At 58.4% G+C, this 16,867-nt stretch carries 13 protein-coding genes; 5 read left to right on the top strand and 8 right to left on the bottom strand.

Translation table 11 applies throughout. The annotated features are described in order from the left end of the window. Positions 1-136: 136 nt before the first annotated feature. Entirely contained in the window at positions 137-781 is a 645-nt protein-coding gene (rsmG, locus tag ACYX4K_RS15160; protein ID WP_475091310.1) for a 16S rRNA (guanine(527)-N(7))-methyltransferase RsmG, read from the bottom strand. A gap of 4 nt (positions 782-785) precedes the next feature. Then, positions 786-2,675 (bottom strand): tRNA uridine-5-carboxymethylaminomethyl(34) synthesis enzyme MnmG, encoded by a 1,890-nt coding sequence (gene mnmG, locus ACYX4K_RS15155; RefSeq protein ID WP_475093905.1) that lies wholly within the window; start codon positions 2,673-2,675, stop codon positions 786-788. A gap of 656 nt (positions 2,676-3,331) precedes the next feature. Between mnmG and ACYX4K_RS15150 the strand changes: the two genes are divergently transcribed. Next, positions 3,332-4,495, top strand: coding sequence for an MFS transporter (locus tag ACYX4K_RS15150; protein ID WP_475091311.1), 1,164 nt, complete (start codon positions 3,332-3,334; stop codon positions 4,493-4,495). 20 nt (positions 4,496-4,515) lie between these two features. Here the strand turns inward: ACYX4K_RS15150 and mnmE are convergent, their stop codons facing one another. The 5 genes from mnmE to rpmH form a co-directional block, all read right to left on the bottom strand. Continuing rightward, entirely contained in the window at positions 4,516-5,889 is a 1,374-nt protein-coding gene (mnmE, locus tag ACYX4K_RS15145) for a tRNA uridine-5-carboxymethylaminomethyl(34) synthesis GTPase MnmE (RefSeq protein WP_475091312.1), read from the bottom strand. Positions 5,890-6,049: 160 nt separating this feature from the next. After that, positions 6,050-7,723, bottom strand: a complete 1,674-nt coding sequence (gene yidC, locus ACYX4K_RS15140) for a membrane protein insertase YidC (RefSeq protein WP_475091313.1) — start codon at positions 7,721-7,723, stop codon at positions 6,050-6,052. A 7-nt stretch (positions 7,724-7,730) separates the two neighbouring features. Continuing rightward, positions 7,731-8,000, bottom strand: coding sequence for a membrane protein insertion efficiency factor YidD (gene yidD, locus ACYX4K_RS15135; protein WP_475091314.1), 270 nt, complete (start codon positions 7,998-8,000; stop codon positions 7,731-7,733). After that, positions 7,997-8,524 (bottom strand): ribonuclease P protein component, encoded by a 528-nt coding sequence (gene rnpA / locus ACYX4K_RS15130; protein ID WP_475091315.1) that lies wholly within the window; start codon positions 8,522-8,524, stop codon positions 7,997-7,999. Before rnpA ends, yidD begins: the two co-directional genes overlap by 4 nt. A gap of 44 nt (positions 8,525-8,568) precedes the next feature. Further along, entirely contained in the window at positions 8,569-8,703 is a 135-nt protein-coding gene (rpmH, locus tag ACYX4K_RS15125) for a 50S ribosomal protein L34 (RefSeq protein WP_043319858.1), read from the bottom strand. 665 nt (positions 8,704-9,368) lie between these two features. On the opposite strand from rpmH, the gene dnaA reads away from it, so the two are divergent. From dnaA to gyrB, 4 genes are all read left to right on the top strand, one after another. Further along, positions 9,369-11,093: a chromosomal replication initiator protein DnaA gene (gene dnaA / locus ACYX4K_RS15120; protein ID WP_475091316.1), complete on the top strand. Its 1,725-nt coding sequence runs from the start codon at positions 9,369-9,371 to the stop codon at positions 11,091-11,093. Positions 11,094-11,181: 88 nt separating this feature from the next. Then, positions 11,182-12,291, top strand: coding sequence for a DNA polymerase III subunit beta (gene dnaN, locus ACYX4K_RS15115; protein WP_475091317.1), 1,110 nt, complete (start codon positions 11,182-11,184; stop codon positions 12,289-12,291). 177 nt (positions 12,292-12,468) lie between these two features. Next, complete coding sequence (recF, locus tag ACYX4K_RS15110; RefSeq protein WP_476178720.1) at positions 12,469-13,575, top strand: DNA replication/repair protein RecF; 1,107 nt, start codon at positions 12,469-12,471, stop codon at positions 13,573-13,575. A 181-nt stretch (positions 13,576-13,756) separates the two neighbouring features. Further along, complete coding sequence (gyrB, locus tag ACYX4K_RS15105) at positions 13,757-16,177, top strand: DNA topoisomerase (ATP-hydrolyzing) subunit B (protein WP_475091319.1); 2,421 nt, start codon at positions 13,757-13,759, stop codon at positions 16,175-16,177. Positions 16,178-16,274: 97 nt separating this feature from the next. On the opposite strand, the gene ACYX4K_RS15100 is transcribed toward gyrB, so the two are convergent. Further along, positions 16,275-16,745 (bottom strand): GNAT family N-acetyltransferase, encoded by a 471-nt coding sequence (locus ACYX4K_RS15100; RefSeq protein ID WP_475091320.1) that lies wholly within the window; start codon positions 16,743-16,745, stop codon positions 16,275-16,277. Positions 16,746-16,867 lie beyond the last annotated feature (122 nt).

The following is a 16,867-nucleotide window of genomic DNA, read 5'->3' as shown; positions in this document are numbered from 1 at the left end:
GGTCCGGGCTCGCCGCTAGGCCGGTTTCACCGGAAGATGCGGCAGCAAAAGCACACCCGCGAACATCGGCCCGGTGTGCTGGTATCGAATTCGTATATTGTCGTCGATCCCGGTGAGGGGAAGGATGGCCTGAGGCTCAATCCTCACGCTGGAGGACGATTAGATGGCGCTCGGCGTCGCACCCGGGTACACGCAATGGGTGCAGCTGTTCGACCTTAATGCCTTTTGGCAATGCACTCAACTCATCTTCCGGGATCTTGCCCTTCATCGCATAGAATCGGCCGCCGGGCGCGAGTAAATGCTCACTTCCCGAAACCATATCCTGCAGTGAAGCAAACGCCCGCGAAACCACACCGGCGTACAGTTTCTGCGGCTGATAGGCCTCCACCCGCTGGTTCACCACGTTGATATTGGCGAGCTTGAGCTGACTGGCCACCTGGAACTGGAAGCGGGATTTCTTGCCGTTGCTGTCCAGCAGACTGATGGGGCGCTCGGGGTGGATGATTGCCAGGGGAATCCCCGGCAGGCCGCCGCCGGAGCCCACGTCGATCAGCGGGGATTGATCCTCGGCACTGGTGCCGCACAGGTTCACTACGCTCAAACTGTCGATGATATGGCGCTCGAGCATTTCCGCCGGATCGCGCACCGCGGACAGGTTGTACGCGGCGTTCCAGCGGGCAAACAGGTCGAGATAGGCGAGCAGCTTGTCCTGCTGCACATTGGTCAGATCCAGATTGAGCTGCGCGGCCGCCTGCTGCAGCCGGGTGCGAAACTGTTGCATGGCCTCAAACCGCCTTTTTGCGGTTCAGAAGACCACGTTTTTTCAGCTGGATCAGCAGCAGGGATACCGCCGCAGGGGTCACACCGGGCACGCGGCCGGCGCGGGCCAGGGTGTCCGGGCGCGCATCACTCAGTTTCTGTATCACCTCGTTGGAGAGACCGGAAACGCCGGCGTAATCGAAGTCCACCGGCAGTGGAGTGTCCTCGTAGGCCTGCAGGCGCTCAATTTCGTCGCGCTGGCGGTCGATGTAGCCGGCGTACTTGGCGGAGATTTCTACCTGCTCCGCAACCCACTCATCGCTGACGGCTTCGCCGCTGAGATTGGCCACATCTTCGTATTCCAGTTCCGGGCGCTTCAGCAAGTCCTGCAGGCTGTACTCGCGGGCCAGTGGCTGCGGCAGTTTCTGCTCGACGGTTTTCGCCGCGTCGGTGCCCGGCTGGATCCAGGTTTCCTTGAGGCGCTGTTGCTCGCGCTCGATGGCCTCGCGTTTTTTACAGAACGCCTGCCAGCGCACGTCGTCCACCAGTCCCAGATCGCGGCCCTTCTCGGTCAGGCGCAGGTCAGCGTTGTCTTCCCGCAGCAGCAGGCGGTATTCCGCGCGGCTGGTGAACATGCGGTAGGGCTCTTTGGTGCCGCTGGTGATCAGGTCGTCCACCAGTACGCCCAGGTAGGCTTCGTCGCGGCGCGGGGCCCAGGCGTCTTTATCCTGGGCCTGCAGGGCCGCATTGGCGCCCGCCAGCAGTCCCTGAGCAGCGGCCTCTTCGTAGCCGGTGGTGCCATTGATCTGGCCGGCAAAATACAGCCCGCCGATAAATTTGGTTTCCAGCGACGGCAGCAGATCCCGCGGATCGAAGAAATCGTATTCGATGGCGTAGCCCGGGCGGGTGATATGCGCGTTCTCGAAGCCCTTGATGGAACGCACCAGGTTCATCTGCACGTCGAACGGCAGACTGGTGGAGATGCCGTTGGGGTAGAGCTCGTTGGTGGTCAGGCCCTCGGGCTCGATAAAGATCTGGTGGCTGCTCTTGTCCGCAAAGCGGTGCACCTTGTCCTCGATGGACGGGCAGTAGCGCGGGCCAATGCCTTCGATCACCCCGGAATACATGGGCGAGCGATCCAGGCCGCCGTGAATAATTTCGTGGGTGCGTTCGTTGGTGTGGGTAATCCAGCAACACACCTGCTGCGGGTGCTGCTCGCGATTGCCGAGATACGACATGACCGGAAGCGGCTCGTCTCCCCACTGCTCCTCCAGGCCGGAGAAGTCCACGGAGCGCGCATCGATACGGGGCGGGGTACCGGTCTTCAGGCGCTCTACCCGGAACGGCAGTCCGCGCAGGCGCTCGGCGAGGGCGATGGAGGGCGGATCGCCGGCGCGGCCACCGGAATGATTGTCGAGGCCGATATGAATGCGCCCGCCGAGGAAGGTGCCGGCAGTGATCACCACGGTTTTGCCGAGGAAACGCAGCCCCGCGTTGGTAACCACACCGCAAACGCGGTCATTTTCAACAATCAGGTCATCCGCGGCCTGCTGGAAAATGTCCAGATTGGGCTGGTTCTCGAGAATATTGCGAATCGCCGCCTTGTACAGGGCGCGGTCGGCCTGGGCGCGGGTGGCGCGCACCGCCGGGCCCTTGCGCGCATTCAGCACGCGGAACTGGATACCACCGAGGTCGGTGGCGGTCGCCATGGCGCCGCCGAGTGCGTCGACCTCCTTCACCAGATGGCTCTTGCCGATGCCGCCGATGGCGGGATTACAGGACATTTGACCCAGGGTCTCGATGTTGTGGGTCAACAGCAGGGTACGACTCCCCATGCGCGCCGCCGCCAGGCACGCCTCGGTGCCAGCGTGTCCGCCGCCAATCACGATCACATCATATTGCGTGGGGTAGTCCATAGGATCCAGCTCTGGTGTCAGCTTGCCACTGACAAGGGTAATCAGGGAAAAATTCGGCCGCACATTATAGGGGTGTTGAGCTGTGCAAAAAAGCGGCATTTAGAAAATTCGTTTTTCGCTTTCTTATCTATACATAAATAAAGTTATACATACCTTACGTATAAGTACGTGTTTATGTTTGTTGTTGTTATATAGGGGGGATGGTTTTATGTATATCGCTAAAAAACCTTTTAAAAACAAAGTCTTATGGGAATGATAACTACCCTGTAAACCCCTGCTTTTACAAGGGTAAAACTACGGTAGGGGCGTGTGGACGAGCGGGATAACTTTTCCGTTATTGATCATCCGGTCTAATTGTCCCCGTTTTCGTACCGGGTTAAGCAGGGGGTCATCCCGTGTTTTGTCCACAGCTGTGTTTTTGAGCGCCGTTAATTTTGCAACTGTGAATAAGTCTGTGGTTTTCCGGGATAAATTGCTGTGTAGCAAGGTTGGATAGGTGGTCGATCTGGATAACCTTGTGGATTGATGTGGGCAACTCTTGTGACTTGTATGGGGGGGAGCTGTGTTGAAGAATGCGCGCCCCCGTCACTCACCTCGATATTGGACCTCGTTTAGTGGTACAGAAGACCCAAACTCCCCCACAGACAGTCAACCCATTGCTGTTATACGCCGGCCTTGTGCTGATGGCGGCTTGCCTGCGCGCGCCGGTAACCGGGGTCGGGCCACTGATTGGAACTATTCAGTCACAGTTGGCACTGGATGCTTCTACGGCGGGGTTACTGACCACGCTGCCGTTGCTGATGTTTAGCGCGGGGTCTCTGTGTGCGGCCTCTATTGCCCGGCGCTGGGGCCTGACGGTAACGATTTTTTTTGCACTGGTGGCCATTTTCACCGGGGTTCTGCTGCGCTCTGCGGGCTCAGTCACCGCACTGTTTGCTGGCACTGCGGTAATAGGCGCGGGAATTGCGCTGGGGAATGTGCTGTTGCCGAGCCTGGTGAAAACGGATTTCCCGGAAAATGTCGCCCAGGCCACCAGTGTCAGCGGTATTTCCATGGGGACAGCGGGTGCGCTGGCATCGGTGTGCGCGGTGCCGCTGGCACTCTGGTTTGGGTGGCAAGCGGGGCTTCTGGCGGTGGCTATGTTGCCGTTGCTCGCCCTGGTTGTTTGGTCTCTGCGTGCTCAGCGGGTCGCAAGGGTTGCCAGCGCCACGGTGTCACCGGTGAGTGCACCGCTGGTGGAACACTCGTCGAGAGCATTGTGGCGCTCGTCCATCGCCTGGCAGATCACCCTATATCTCGGGTTTAACTCGGTAATGTTCTATTCCATGGCGAGCTGGCTGCCGGCGATCTTGACGGATGCGGGTTTTACCGCGGTGGTGGCGGGGTCCCTGCATGGGGAAATGCAGTTGGCATCGGCCCTGCCGGGCCTTTTTCTGGGGCCGGTAATTGCGCGATTCAGCGATCAGCGCTTGATGGCCGCGGCAATGGCACTGTTGATGACGGCGGCATTGCTTGGCCTGCTTTTTCATCCGGCACTGGCTGCGCTGTGGGTGGCACTGTTCGGATTTGGTTCCAGTGGTTGTTTCCTGTTGGCCATCATGTTTATGGCATTTCGGACGGGCAGTGTGGCGCAGGCGGCTAGCCTGTCCGGAATGGCGCAGTTTCTGGGGTATCTGCTCGCCGCCTGTGGCCCAACGATGAGTGGTGCCCTGCACGAACAGTGGCAAAGCTGGCAGGCGCCACTGGTGGTCGGTGTCGGTTTGACCTTGTTGATGGCCGTTTGCGGGGTACTGGCGGGGCGCAACCGCAAGATTCCGTAATTGCGGGCGCCGTGTAGCGGTTATTTTCCGATACAGAAGCTGCCGAAAATTTTGCCCAGTAGTTCGTCGGCGGTCATGGTGCCGGTGATTTCTCCCAGTGCCTGCTGTGCCTGACGCAGGTCCTCCGCCAACAGCTCGCCGGCGCCAGCGGCACTCAGTTGAGCCTGACCTTCCACGATAAAACTGCGCGCCCGTGCCAGCGCATCCAGGTGGCGACGGCGGGCACTAAAGGTCCCTTCGTTTCCTGCGCGATACCCCATGCACTGTTTCAGGTGCTGCTGCAGGGCCTCGATACCGGCACCGGTGCGGGCACTGATGGCGACGATGGGTACGCCGTCGCTGTGTGCCTGCAGGCCTGGGGTGTAATCAGTGAGATCAATTTTGTTTACCACCAAAGTGAGCTTTTCCGGGTCCGGCAGTTGCGCGGTGAAATCCGGCCAGGCTTTGTCGGGATCCAGGCTGCTCAGTTCGGCAGCGTCCACCACCAGCAACACCCGGTCCGCACTGCGAATTTCATCCCAGGCACGCTGCATACCAATCTGTTCCACCTGATCCGGGGATTCCCGCAACCCGGCGGTGTCTGCAATGTGCAGGGGCATGCCGTCGATATGGATATGTTCCCGCAGTACGTCCCGGGTGGTACCGGCAATATCGGTGACGATTGCGGTGTCTTTACCCGCCAGTGCATTCAGCAGGCTGGACTTGCCCGCGTTGGGTTTGCCGGCAATGGCCACCTGCATACCCTCCCGCATGATGGTGCCCTGGCGCGCCTGAGCCTCCACGCGGTCCAGCTGCGCGAGTAGCGCCTCGATATCCGCCGCGACTTTGCCATCTGCGAGAAAATCGATTTCTTCTTCCGGAAAATCGATCGATGCTTCGACGTAGATACGTAAATGGGTTAGTTGTGTGGATAACTCTTCGATTTTTTCGGAGAAAACACCCTGCAGTGAACGCAGGGCATTCTGCGCAGCCTGGGCGCTACCGGCGTCAATCAGGTCTGCAATGGCCTCTGCTTGCGCCAAATCCATCTTGTCGTTGAGGAAAGCGCGCTCGGAAAACTCTCCCGGACGTGCCTGCCGCGCGCCCAGTTCCAGCAGTGCGGACATCAGCGTATCCAGAATCACCGGTCCGCCATGGCCCTGCAGTTCCACCACGTCTTCACCGGTAAACGAGTTGGGGCCAGGGAAGAAGAGGGCGAGGCCCTGATCCAGCAGTTGCTCCCGGTGGATGAAATCGCAGTAGTGTGCAAAGCGGGGTTTGAAGGGGCGGTTGCTCAGCTGTTCACCAATGTTTTTTGCCCTTGGGCCGGAGAGGCGAATAACGCCGATACCACCGCGTCCGGGAGGGGTGGCGACGGCGGCAATGGTGTCTTTGCTGAGGCTTTGCTGGGACATACGTTTGAGTCTATGCGCGTTTCGGAGTTTTAGTGCACCTGGTTTTAGTGCACATAGTAGAAGGGCCGCTAGTTGCGGCCCTTTCTATATGGAATGTAACTGCTGGCAGTTATTTACTGGTGCCTGTTACTTGCTGGTGCCTGTTACTTGCTGGTGCCTGTTACTTGCTGGTGGCCCCTGCCGCCTCAACCTGCTTGTTGATAAACCAGGTCTGGGCGATGGAGATCAGGTTGTTCGCGATCCAGTACAGTACCAGGCCAGCCGGGAACCACAGGAAGAAGAAAGTCATCATGATCGGCATCAGCTGCATGATCTTCGCCTGGGTTGGATCCGTGGGTTGCGGCTGCAGTTTCTGCATCAGCCACATGGAGGCGCCCATGATAACCGGCAGGATAAAGTAGGGATCCTTCACCGACAGATCGTGAATCCACAAAATCCACGGTGCGTGGCGCAGCTCCACCGTCTCCATCAGCATCCAGTAGAGACCGATAAACACCGGCATCTGCAGCAGAATGGGCAGACAGCCACCCACCGGATTGATCTTCTCCCGGCGGTACAGCTTCATGGTCTCTTCCGCCAGTTTCTGGCGGTTGTCCTTGTACTGCTCCTGCAGCTTCTTCATCTGCGGCGCAAACTTGCGCATGCGCGCCATGGACTTCAGGCCGGCGGCGGATAGCGGGTACAGCAGCGCCTTGATAAATACCGTCAGCAGAATGATGGACCAGCCCCAGTTGGCGATCAGGTGCTCGTGAATCCAGTGCAGCACGCGGAACATCGGCTTGGCTAGCCACCACAGCCAACCGTAATCCACGGTCAGATCCAGGTAGGGGGAAATCTCTTCCAGGCGATAGACATCTTTCGGGCCCACATAGAAAGAAGCTTCGACGCTGCCGTTCTGGCCCGGATCAATGCGTAGGGGCGGGCTGCTGAAGCCCATGCTGTACAGGCCGTTGCCGATGGGTTGCAGTTTGTAGGTGTTCTGAAGCTGTTGGTCCGGCACCCAGGCACTCAGGAAGTAGTGCTGCACCATGGCTACCCAGCCGCCCTCGATGGTTTCGGTGGTGGGCTTTTTGGTGATGTCTTCAAAGTCCTGCTTGAAGTAGTTTTCTTCGTTGGTGTGCAGGGCCGCACCTAGGAACGGGGACATGCCGATGCCCATATCCACCGGCGGCTCCAGGTTGTCGCGCACGATTTCGCCGCACATGCCAGCGAGCAATGGTTTGTCGCGACCGTTATCCACCAGGTAGGAGACTTTCACCAGGTAGTCGCCACGGGTAAAGGTGAAGCGCTTGGTAAATCCGATATCACCCTGAGACTGTTTCAGGTCAACGGTGAGAACGTCTTTGCCTTCCTGCAGGGCGTATTCACTGGCGTCACTGGTGAATACCGGGCGGCCGGCGGAGCAGTTGCCTTTGCCGCCGACCAGACCGCTCTTGGCCACATAGGTGTGGCTGCGGGTCTGGTTCAGCAGAATTAGAGGTCGGTCCGGGGTGTCAATTTGTTCGTAAAACTCGCGCAGTGCGACTTTCACAATGTCGCCGCCGTGGGGGTCGATCAACAGGCTCAGGGTGTCCGTGTTGACGGTGATCAGCTTTGGCTGGTCACTGGTGCCCACTTCCGGCATGGCGCCTTCGGGCAGTTCGCTGCCGGCACCGCGGGTGCTCGACTGGGCCTGGCTGCTGGGTAGGGTTTCCGTATCGGCGCTCTGGTGATGCACCACGGTTTTCTGGTCAATGGCGGGGGCGTGTTGCTCTTCGTAAGCATTCCATTGATAAATCAATGCCAGAAGGACCGCGGCGATGCCGCCGACCAGCGTGTAGCGTTGCCAATCCATTATGTCGTTAGCCTTGTTGCTTGGGCGGCGCCTCGACGGTCGCCGGTGATTCGGGTGCTTGCGCCGCGGGTGGGACATGGTCGAGCCCCCCCGGGTGCCAGGGGTGGCATTTTATAAGGCGACGCAGGGTTAAATAACCCCCTTTGCAGAATCCGTGTGTGTTTAATGCTTCTTCAGCATAACGGGAGCAGGTGGGGTAGAAACGGCACTGGTTGCCGACCCAGGGGCTGGCAATCAGCCGGTAAAGGTGGATCAGCTTGATGGCCAGCCAGGTCACTGGTCACTGCCCGCGGGTTTTGATGCTTTTTGTGGCGGTGTTTTCGCCGAGGTTTGGCTAGAGGACTGTTTTGGTCCGTGCCGTTTGCCGCCCGGTTTACGCCGCTGTGGTTTGCTGCGGCCGCGGTTTTGAGCGCTATTCTGCTGGGGCTGGGGGTCCCGTGCGCGCTGGTCGAGCTTGCGCCACAGTTTGTTGAAAATCTTGCCCAGCGCTTCATTGTCCAGCTCGCCGGCTCCCCCACGGGCGAGGACTACCGCATCCAGCGGAAACAGTTCGTGCTGACGCAGACGGAAGGTTTCCCGGGCAATGCGTTTGATGCGATTGCGGTCGGTGGCGTTGCGGACGTGCTTTTTGGCAATAACGAGGCCGAGCCTGGGATGCTGCAGCTCGTTGGGGCGGGCGAGGATCAGGAATTGGGGTTGCGCGGCACGAACCGGCGCAGAATCAAAAACGGCGCGATACTGCGCCGCATTGAGCAGCCGCAGCGGCTTGGCGAATGCGAAGTCGCTGCGTGGGCACTGCATAGTGATTCAGTGGCAAGTATAAGGTTGCTCGCTAGGCGGCAATCTTAGGCGCACAGAACCTTGCGGCCTTTGGCGCGGCGACGAGCCAGAATCTTACGGCCGTTTTTGGTGGCCATACGGGCACGGAAACCGTGGGTGCGAGCGCGCTTCAAGTTGCTTGGCTGAAATGTACGTTTCATCGTATTACTACCTGGATTGTTGTCCTGGAGTTGTGTCCGGGAAGTTTGGGTAATTCTTTACCGCGTTTGGCATTAGCCCGTTAGCGGCTTGCCCTTCCTGTCGGCGTGGGCGAACTTCGGAGCGGGCTATGCACTGCGAAGGCGGCGGATTGTATAGAAAGAAGCCAGTCAAAGCAACGATCGGGTAGTGATTATTGGTTGAGCAATTGCTCTGGGTTCATCGGCGGTTGCCTGGCTGCGCGTCGGGTTCTTGTTTCCTTATATAGAGTCTGGAAATCGACGTGTGCGCCCGCGCTCGTCTAACGCGGGACACGCGATTGGGGTGGATTTTGGCGCAAAAATGCTAAGTGATTGTATTGCAGGCAATATTCGTGGGAGTACACCGGTTGGTCCCATGATATTCACAGGTTGGTGTGGATAACTTTCCCTGCACGGGTAGGTCTGCTCGCTCACTTAGTGGTCAAGTGTTTGATATTTCAAGGCTTTCCCGCGGAAAACTTGTCCCCAATTTGAGGTGAATTGTGGATAACCCCTGGTCTAACAGATATACTGTCGCCCTTCTTTTGAGGTGATGCCCGGCGTTTTTGGGGGCGGTCCACAGTATGCGGTTGGGCCGGTGTTTTCCGGGCGCAGTTACACCTCTTTCCGTCTTTTTAGGGGGTTCCTTGTCTGATTCCGTCTGGAAGCAGTGTGCTGCCTGTTTACAGGATGAGCTGCCACCGCAGCAATTCAGCACCTGGATTCGGCCGCTTCGCGTCAGTGATGACAGCTCCGAAGGGGAGTTGCGCCTGGTAGCGCCCAACCGTTTTATCCTCAACTGGGTGAGTGACAAGTTTCTCGATCGGATTCGCGAGCTGGTTCAGCAGTTTGCCGGCCGCTCCGTGCCGGTCGAAGTTGTTGCGCTGGATCGGCGCACCTCCCGTTTTCGTCGCAGCCTGAATGGCGATGCGACTTATGGCGGGCCGCCGCAAGGTGGCCATGGTCAGTCCACTGGATTTGGGGGTTACTCCCGTGCACCCGAAGGTGCTGGTCATTCCGTTTCGGGCAGTGCCGGCGGGATGGCGGCGCCGGGCTACGGCGCTGCTACCGCGGCGGTTACCGGGGGAAGTCCCGGCCGTCGCGCCACCGTGCACGAGCGGTCTGTCCCGGTTGCGCCGCCGGTACAGCCGCCCCAGTCGGTTCCTGTGAACCGCAGCCTGCCCGGCATGGAGGCTCACAGTAATCTGGCGGCGGAAGAGGCCGGGGCCGATGCGCTGACCGCGGCGGAGAAGCTGCCCGCGGACCTGCATGGCGGTGATGCGGCAGTGCCGCCGGTGCCGGTTAACGGCACGGGTCAGCGCAAGGTTGAGGTTGAGGGTGCCATCAAGCACGGCAGCGCGTTGAACCGCGGGTTCACCTTCGCGTCCTTCGTGGAGGGTAAGTCGAACCAGTTGGGCCTCGCCGCGGCGCAGCAGATCGCGGATAACCCCGGTGGCGCCTATAACCCGCTGTTTATATATGGCGGGGTCGGCTTGGGTAAGACCCACTTGATGCACGCCGTGGGCAATGCTCTGGTGGAGCGCAACCCCAACGCCAAGGTGGTGTATCTGCATTCTGAGCGATTTGTTGCGGATATGGTGAAGGCACTGCAGCTTAACGCCATCAGTGATTTCAAACGCTATTACCGTTCCGTCGACGCACTACTGATCGATGACATTCAGTTTTTCGCCGGTAAAGAGCGCTCCCAGGAAGAATTTTTTCATACTTTCAACGCGTTGTTGGAAGGCGGGCAGCAAATCATTCTTACCTGCGATCGTTACCCCAAGGAAATCGACGGCCTTGAAGAGCGCCTCAAGTCGCGTTTCGGTTGGGGTCTTACGGTGGCGGTTGAGCCGCCGGAGCTGGAAACGCGTGTGGCCATTTTGATGAAAAAGGCCGAACAGGTGGGTGTGGATTTGCCTCACGATTCGGCGTTTTTTATCGCTCAGCGCATTCGCTCGAACGTTCGCGAACTGGAAGGTGCGCTGCGGCGGGTAATTGCGAATGCCCAGTTCACCGGCCGCGCGATTGACGATATTCTGGTGCGTGAGGCGCTGAAAGACCTGCTGGCGTTGCAGGATCGGTTGGTAAGTATCGACAATATTCAGCGCGTGGTAGCGGAGTATTACAAGATCAAGGTGGCGGATCTGCTGTCGAAGCGTCGCAGTCGATCGGTCGCGCGCCCGCGCCAGGTGGCAATGTCGCTGGCGAAAGAGCTGACCAACCACAGCCTGCCGGAAATCGGCGACGCTTTTGGTGGGCGCGATCACACGACGGTGTTGCACGCCTGCCGCAAGATCAAGGAGCTGCAGGAGTCCGACGGCGATATTCGCGAGGATGTGCGCCTGCTTACCCGCTCTCTGACCACTTAAGTTATTGATATTTATTGAATTTTCGCGGCTGTATGGTTCGCAGTCGCGTAACAACAAGAACGACCTAACGTAGATCAAGGCGATATTTATGAAATTCAGCGTAAGCCGTGATGCCCTGGTAAAGCCCTTGCAGCTGGTGGCTGGCGTGGTAGAAAAGCGCCAGACCCTGCCCGTATTGGCCAACGTGCTGATGCAACTGCAGGGGCAGGAGCTCTCGCTGACCGGTACCGATCTGGAAGTTGAAATTGTTGGCCGCCTGCAGCTGGATCAGCCGGCGGAACTTGAGGGTGAGGTCACCGTTCCCGCGCGCAAGTTGCTGGATATCTGCCGCTCCCTGCCAGATGGTTCCGAGCTGAAGTTTGAGCGCGATGGTGAGCGCCTGGTATTGCGCAGTGGTCGCAGCCGCTATCAGTTGTCTACGCTGCCGGCCAGTGACTTCCCGAATCAGGAAGAAACCACTGCACAGAGCCGCTTCTCTATCTCGCAGCGCGAAATTCGCCGCCTTATTGATGCCACCGGTTTTGCCATGGCGCAGCAGGACGTGCGTTACTACCTGAATGGCCTTTTGCTGGAGTGCCGTCCGCAACAGCTGCGTGCGGTGGCGACCGACGGTCACCGCCTGGCGCTGTGTGATCGCGATGCGCCCGGACTGAATGTCGATTCCCCTGTGCAGGCGATTGTGCCGCGCAAGGGCGTTCTCGAACTGGCGCGTCTGCTCGAAGACAGCGATGCAAGCGCCGACGTCGTGCTCGGGAATAACCATATTCGCGTGGTATGCGGCCCCTTCACGTTCACGTCCAAGTTGGTCGATGGCAAGTTCCCGGATTACGAGCGGGTACTGCCTCGGGGTACCGGTAATGAAGTCTTTGCCGATCGTCTTGCCCTGCGGCAGGCGTTCCAGCGCGCTGCGATTCTCTCCAATGAAAAGTATCGCGGTGTGCGCCTGCAGTTGTCCGAGGGGTTGTTGCAGATTGTTGCCAATAACCCTGAGCAGGAAGAAGCGGAAGAGCAGCTTATGGTGGATTACCACGGTGATCCGCTGGAGATCGGCTTTAATGTCGGCTACCTGCTTGATGTCACCGGTGCCATTCACAGCGATCAGATTCGGATCGGTCTGGGTGACGCAAATAGCAGCGCGCTTTTACAGCAGCCCGAGCAGGGCGATGCGGTATATGTGATTATGCCGATGCGCCTCTGATTGTAGATCGAGGCACAGAAAACCATCGCGAGTGCTTAGATTGATCCCGCAACCTGGACCACAGAACAAGACCGCCTTCCATTTTGGTTGGCGGTCTTTTCGTATTTGCCCGGGATTACTGGCCCTGAAAAAGAATGTAGAGGAATTGGCTGCCGGTATATCAGAGAGGTGTTTCCGGTGGCACTGAGTCGTCTGGTTCTTAACAATTTCCGGAATATTCGGCAGGGCGACCTTGCCATTGACGGCTGTGTCAGCCTGTTTTGCGGCTTGAACGGTAGTGGTAAGACCTCGTTGCTCGAGGCAGTGCATATGCTGTCCAGCGGGCGGTCTTTTCGTTCCCGGCAGAGCCAGACGGTTATCCGCTACGGCGAAGAGTCGCTGGCGGTATTCGGTCGCCTGGCAGGGGGGGTATCGCTCGGTGTAGAGAAGCGTCGCGATGGTCAAAGCCGGATACGGATTAATCGTGTTGCCGCTGACACCAGTTCTCAGCTGGCGGCGTGTCTGCCGTTGCAGGTTATCAATAGTGAAAGTTTTTCCGCGCTGGACGGTGGTCCGGGTGTTCGTCGTCAGCTCCTGGACTGGTCAGTGTTCCACGTGGAACATTCGTTTTCCACGCACTGGAAGGTGTATCAAAGCGCGTTAAAGCAACGCAATGCACTGCTTCGTCGTGGTAAAATTGACTCCAATTTGCTTGCTCCTTGGGAGCAGCAGCTGCTACAGAGTGGCGAAGTGGTAGATGAACTCCGGCGCGGCGTATTCGAGAGACTGAAAGTCCTTTTTCACCAGCGGCTCGGGGATCTACCAGGAGATGTCTTTGGAGATCTTCAACTTGGATATCGGAGCGGCTGGAAGAAGGATCTGGCGTTCGGAGATGCATTCGAAGCGGCTCGGGAAGGCGATATAGAGCAGGGGTTTAGCCGCGTTGGACCACACAGGGCCGACTTGAGGTTTGCCATTCACGGTCAGCCCGCTCACGTGGTCCTTTCTCGAGGTCAGCAGAAAATGGCCGTTTGCGCGCTGCGAACAGCCATGGCATCGGTGGTCGGAGGCGATGATAAACCGGTCTTTCTGGTAGATGACTTGCCATCTGAGCTCGATCAGGACAATCAGGCATTGTTTGCCCGCTGGGTAAGTGATTGTGCCAGCCAGGTGCTGGTTACGGGGATTGAGCCCAGTGTGACCGCTCAGCCGTGGCTGGCGCTGCCGGGTGAATGGGGGCGGCCGAAAATGTTCCACGTGGAACATGGGGTGGTAAGCGCTGCTGAGGCGCCAGGCGATCGCTAGGAGATAGCTACAAGTCTGAAGCGTATTTCTCCCCAGACGAGGGGGAAACAAACAAACCAAACAGCAATGGATTGGTGGTTGGGAAGCGAGCCGGCAGTATTAGCGCCCGGCGCGCAACAAATTACCGGAATACTGAACACAGCAGGCCAGGCAATGGTGCCGGCGCGAATGGAGCAACAGAATGTCGCAAGAGAATAATTACGATTCCAGTAGCATCAAGGTACTCAAAGGCCTGGATGCGGTGCGAAAGCGCCCGGGAATGTATATCGGCGATACCGATGATGGCACCGGCCTCCACCATATGGTGTTCGAAGTGGTGGACAACTCCATCGACGAAGCCCTGGCAGGACACTGCGACGAAATTCGGGTAACCATTCATCCCGATGAATCTGTCAGCGTGTCCGATAATGGCCGCGGAATTCCGACAGAAATGCACCCGGAGGAGGGTGTTTCCGCCGCAGAGGTCATCATGACCGTGCTCCACGCCGGCGGTAAGTTCGACGACAACACCTACAAGGTGTCGGGCGGCCTCCACGGAGTGGGGGTCTCTGTAGTGAACGCCTTGTCTGAAGAGTTGAAACTGACCATCCGTCGCGGTGGCAAGATTCACGAACAGGTATATCGCCACGGCGTGCCTGATGCACCGCTGAGCGTGGTAGGTGACAGTGAAACGACCGGTACCGCGGTCCACTTCAAGCCTTCTGCGGATACCTTTACCAATATCGAATTCCATTTCGAGCAGCTGGCCAAGCGTCTACGTGAGCTGTCCTTCCTCAACTCCGGTGTACGGATCGTGCTGCGTGATGAGCGCTCTGGTAAGGAGGAAATATACGAATACGAAGGCGGTCTGCGCGCGTTTGTGGAGTTTCTCAACCAGAACAAGACGCCGATCAACAAGGTGCTGCACTTCCAAAACCAGCGTGAAGACGGCATCGCGGTCGAAGTGGCGCTGCAGTGGAACGATTCCTTCCAGGAAAACATTTACTGTTACACCAACAATATCCCGCAGCGGGACGGTGGTACCCACCTGGCGGGCTTCCGCGCCGCGCTGACCCGCGGCCTGAATAACTACATCGAAAAGGAAGGTGTGGGCAAGAAGGACAAGGTCAGCACCACCGGTGACGACGCCCGCGAAGGTCTGACGGCGATCATTTCCGTGAAAGTACCGGACCCGAAATTCTCCTCCCAGACCAAGGACAAGCTGGTTTCCTCCGAGGTAAAGCCCGCGGTGGAGCAGGAAATGGGACAGTCATTTAACGACTACCTGCTGGAAAACCCACAGGAAGCCAAGGCTGTTGTGGGAAAAATGATCGACGCCGCCCGCGCCCGTGAGGCGGCGCGCAAGGCCCGTGAGATGACCCGCCGCAAGGGTGCTCTGGATATTGCCGGCCTGCCCGGCAAGCTCGCCGACTGTCAGCAGAAAGACCCGGCGCTGTCTGAACTGTACCTGGTGGAGGGTGACTCCGCCGGCGGATCCGCGAAGCAGGGCCGCGATCGCCGCACCCAGGCGATCCTGCCACTGAAGGGCAAGATCCTGAACGTGGAGAAGGCGCGTTTCGACAAAATGCTCTCGAGCGCGGAAGTGGGCACCCTGATTACCGCTTTAGGCTGTGGTATCGGCAAGAGCGAATTCAACCCGGACAAGCTGCGTTATCACTCCATCATCATCATGACGGATGCCGACGTCGATGGTGCGCACATCCGCACCCTGCTGCTGACCTTCTTCTTCCGTCAGATGCCGGAGCTGATCGAGCGCGGCCACATATTTATCGCCCAGCCACCGCTGTACAAGATCGGCAAGGGTAAGCAGGAACAGTATCTGAAGGATGAGGCTGCGCTGACCCAGTTCCTTACCAACGCGGCTCTGGAAAGCGCCACGCTGTTTGTGAACCCGGAGGCTCCGGGACTGTCCGGTACCGCCCTGGAGTCCCTGGTGAAGGAATACCGCGCCGTTATGGCCACCATTGACCGACTGTCACGCCTGTACCCGCAAGAGGTGCTGCAGAGTATGGTTTACCTGCCGAGTGTAAAAGCGGAAGACCTGCAGTCCAGCGAAGCCATGAATCAGTGGGGAGAAAAACTGCAGGCACGACTGGAGCAGGAAGGCGAGGGAGGCGGCCGTCGGCACAGTGTTTCCATCACTGAAGACAGCGAGCGCAACCTGTACCTGCCCACTATCGATATCGTGGCCCACGGCGTCAGCAGTCGCTATACAGTGAGCCACGAATTCTTCGACTCCGCCGAGTACCGCGCTATCTGTCAGCTGGGTGAAAAGATGCAGGACCTGCTGGAAGAGGGCGCTTATATCCAGCGCGGCGAAAAGCAGCAGCCGGTATACAGCTTCCCCGAAGCGCTGGGCTGGCTGATGAACGAAAGCCGTCGCGGTTACAGCATCCAGCGCTATAAAGGTCTGGGGGAGATGAACCCGGAGCAGTTGTGGGATACCACCATGAACCCGGAAACCCGTCGCATGCTGCAGGTGACCGTGGAAGACGCCATTGCCGCGGACCAGATCTTTACCACCCTCATGGGAGATCAGGTAGAACCTCGTCGCGAGTTTATCGAGAGCAATGCTCTGGCCGTCGAGAACCTCGACGTCTGAGTTGACCTTGTGCCGCACAATCCGGCACAAGACCAATTCACAAAAGCCCGGTCGATTGTATCGACCGGGCTTTTTTTACGGCGCGATAACAGCAGCGCTACGCGACCCGACAGTGCATGGTAATTTCGTCCTGGTTTGCCGCCGCGTTGAAGATCCTTTCCGCCTCATTGAAACCGTGCTGCTGCAAGAAATAGCGGCCGCGCAGATTTTCTTCCAGAACCGAAGTCTCGAGCTGTAAACGCCCGAACTTTGCCTGAGCCATTAGCTCACTGCCTACCCCGTGCCCCTGTTCCCCGGGTGAAACGAAAATCGTGTCCACCTGTCGATTTTCGGTAATCGTTACCAAACCCTCCGGTATTCTGCTGTCCTCCCGGGTATAAACCCAGTGATTACTGGACGCCAGGTCTGGTGCTGTGCCAAACCGGCACTGCTCCCGAAGCCGCCGGCGCATTGCCTTTCCCTGATCGGTCCAGTAACTCACCGGCAGGCTCGGGTGACTGCTACAGGCCAGGTGCAGCCAGAGCTGCAGTAGGCGCTCGATATCCGATTCCTGTATCGGTCTCAGCATAGAGGCTCCCACATCGAAGCAAGGGATGTAACGCCCCATAGTAGGCTCGCACCAAGTGCCTCCAAAACCTTGAACACACGTACAAGTAAAAGTCCATGTCCTGCGTGACATAAGTGTTTTAA

This window comes from Microbulbifer sp. ABF4_107 (genome assembly GCF_056312215.1).
The sequence above is the reverse complement of the archived record's forward strand: the minus strand, read 5'-3'. Positions and strand labels throughout refer to the sequence as shown.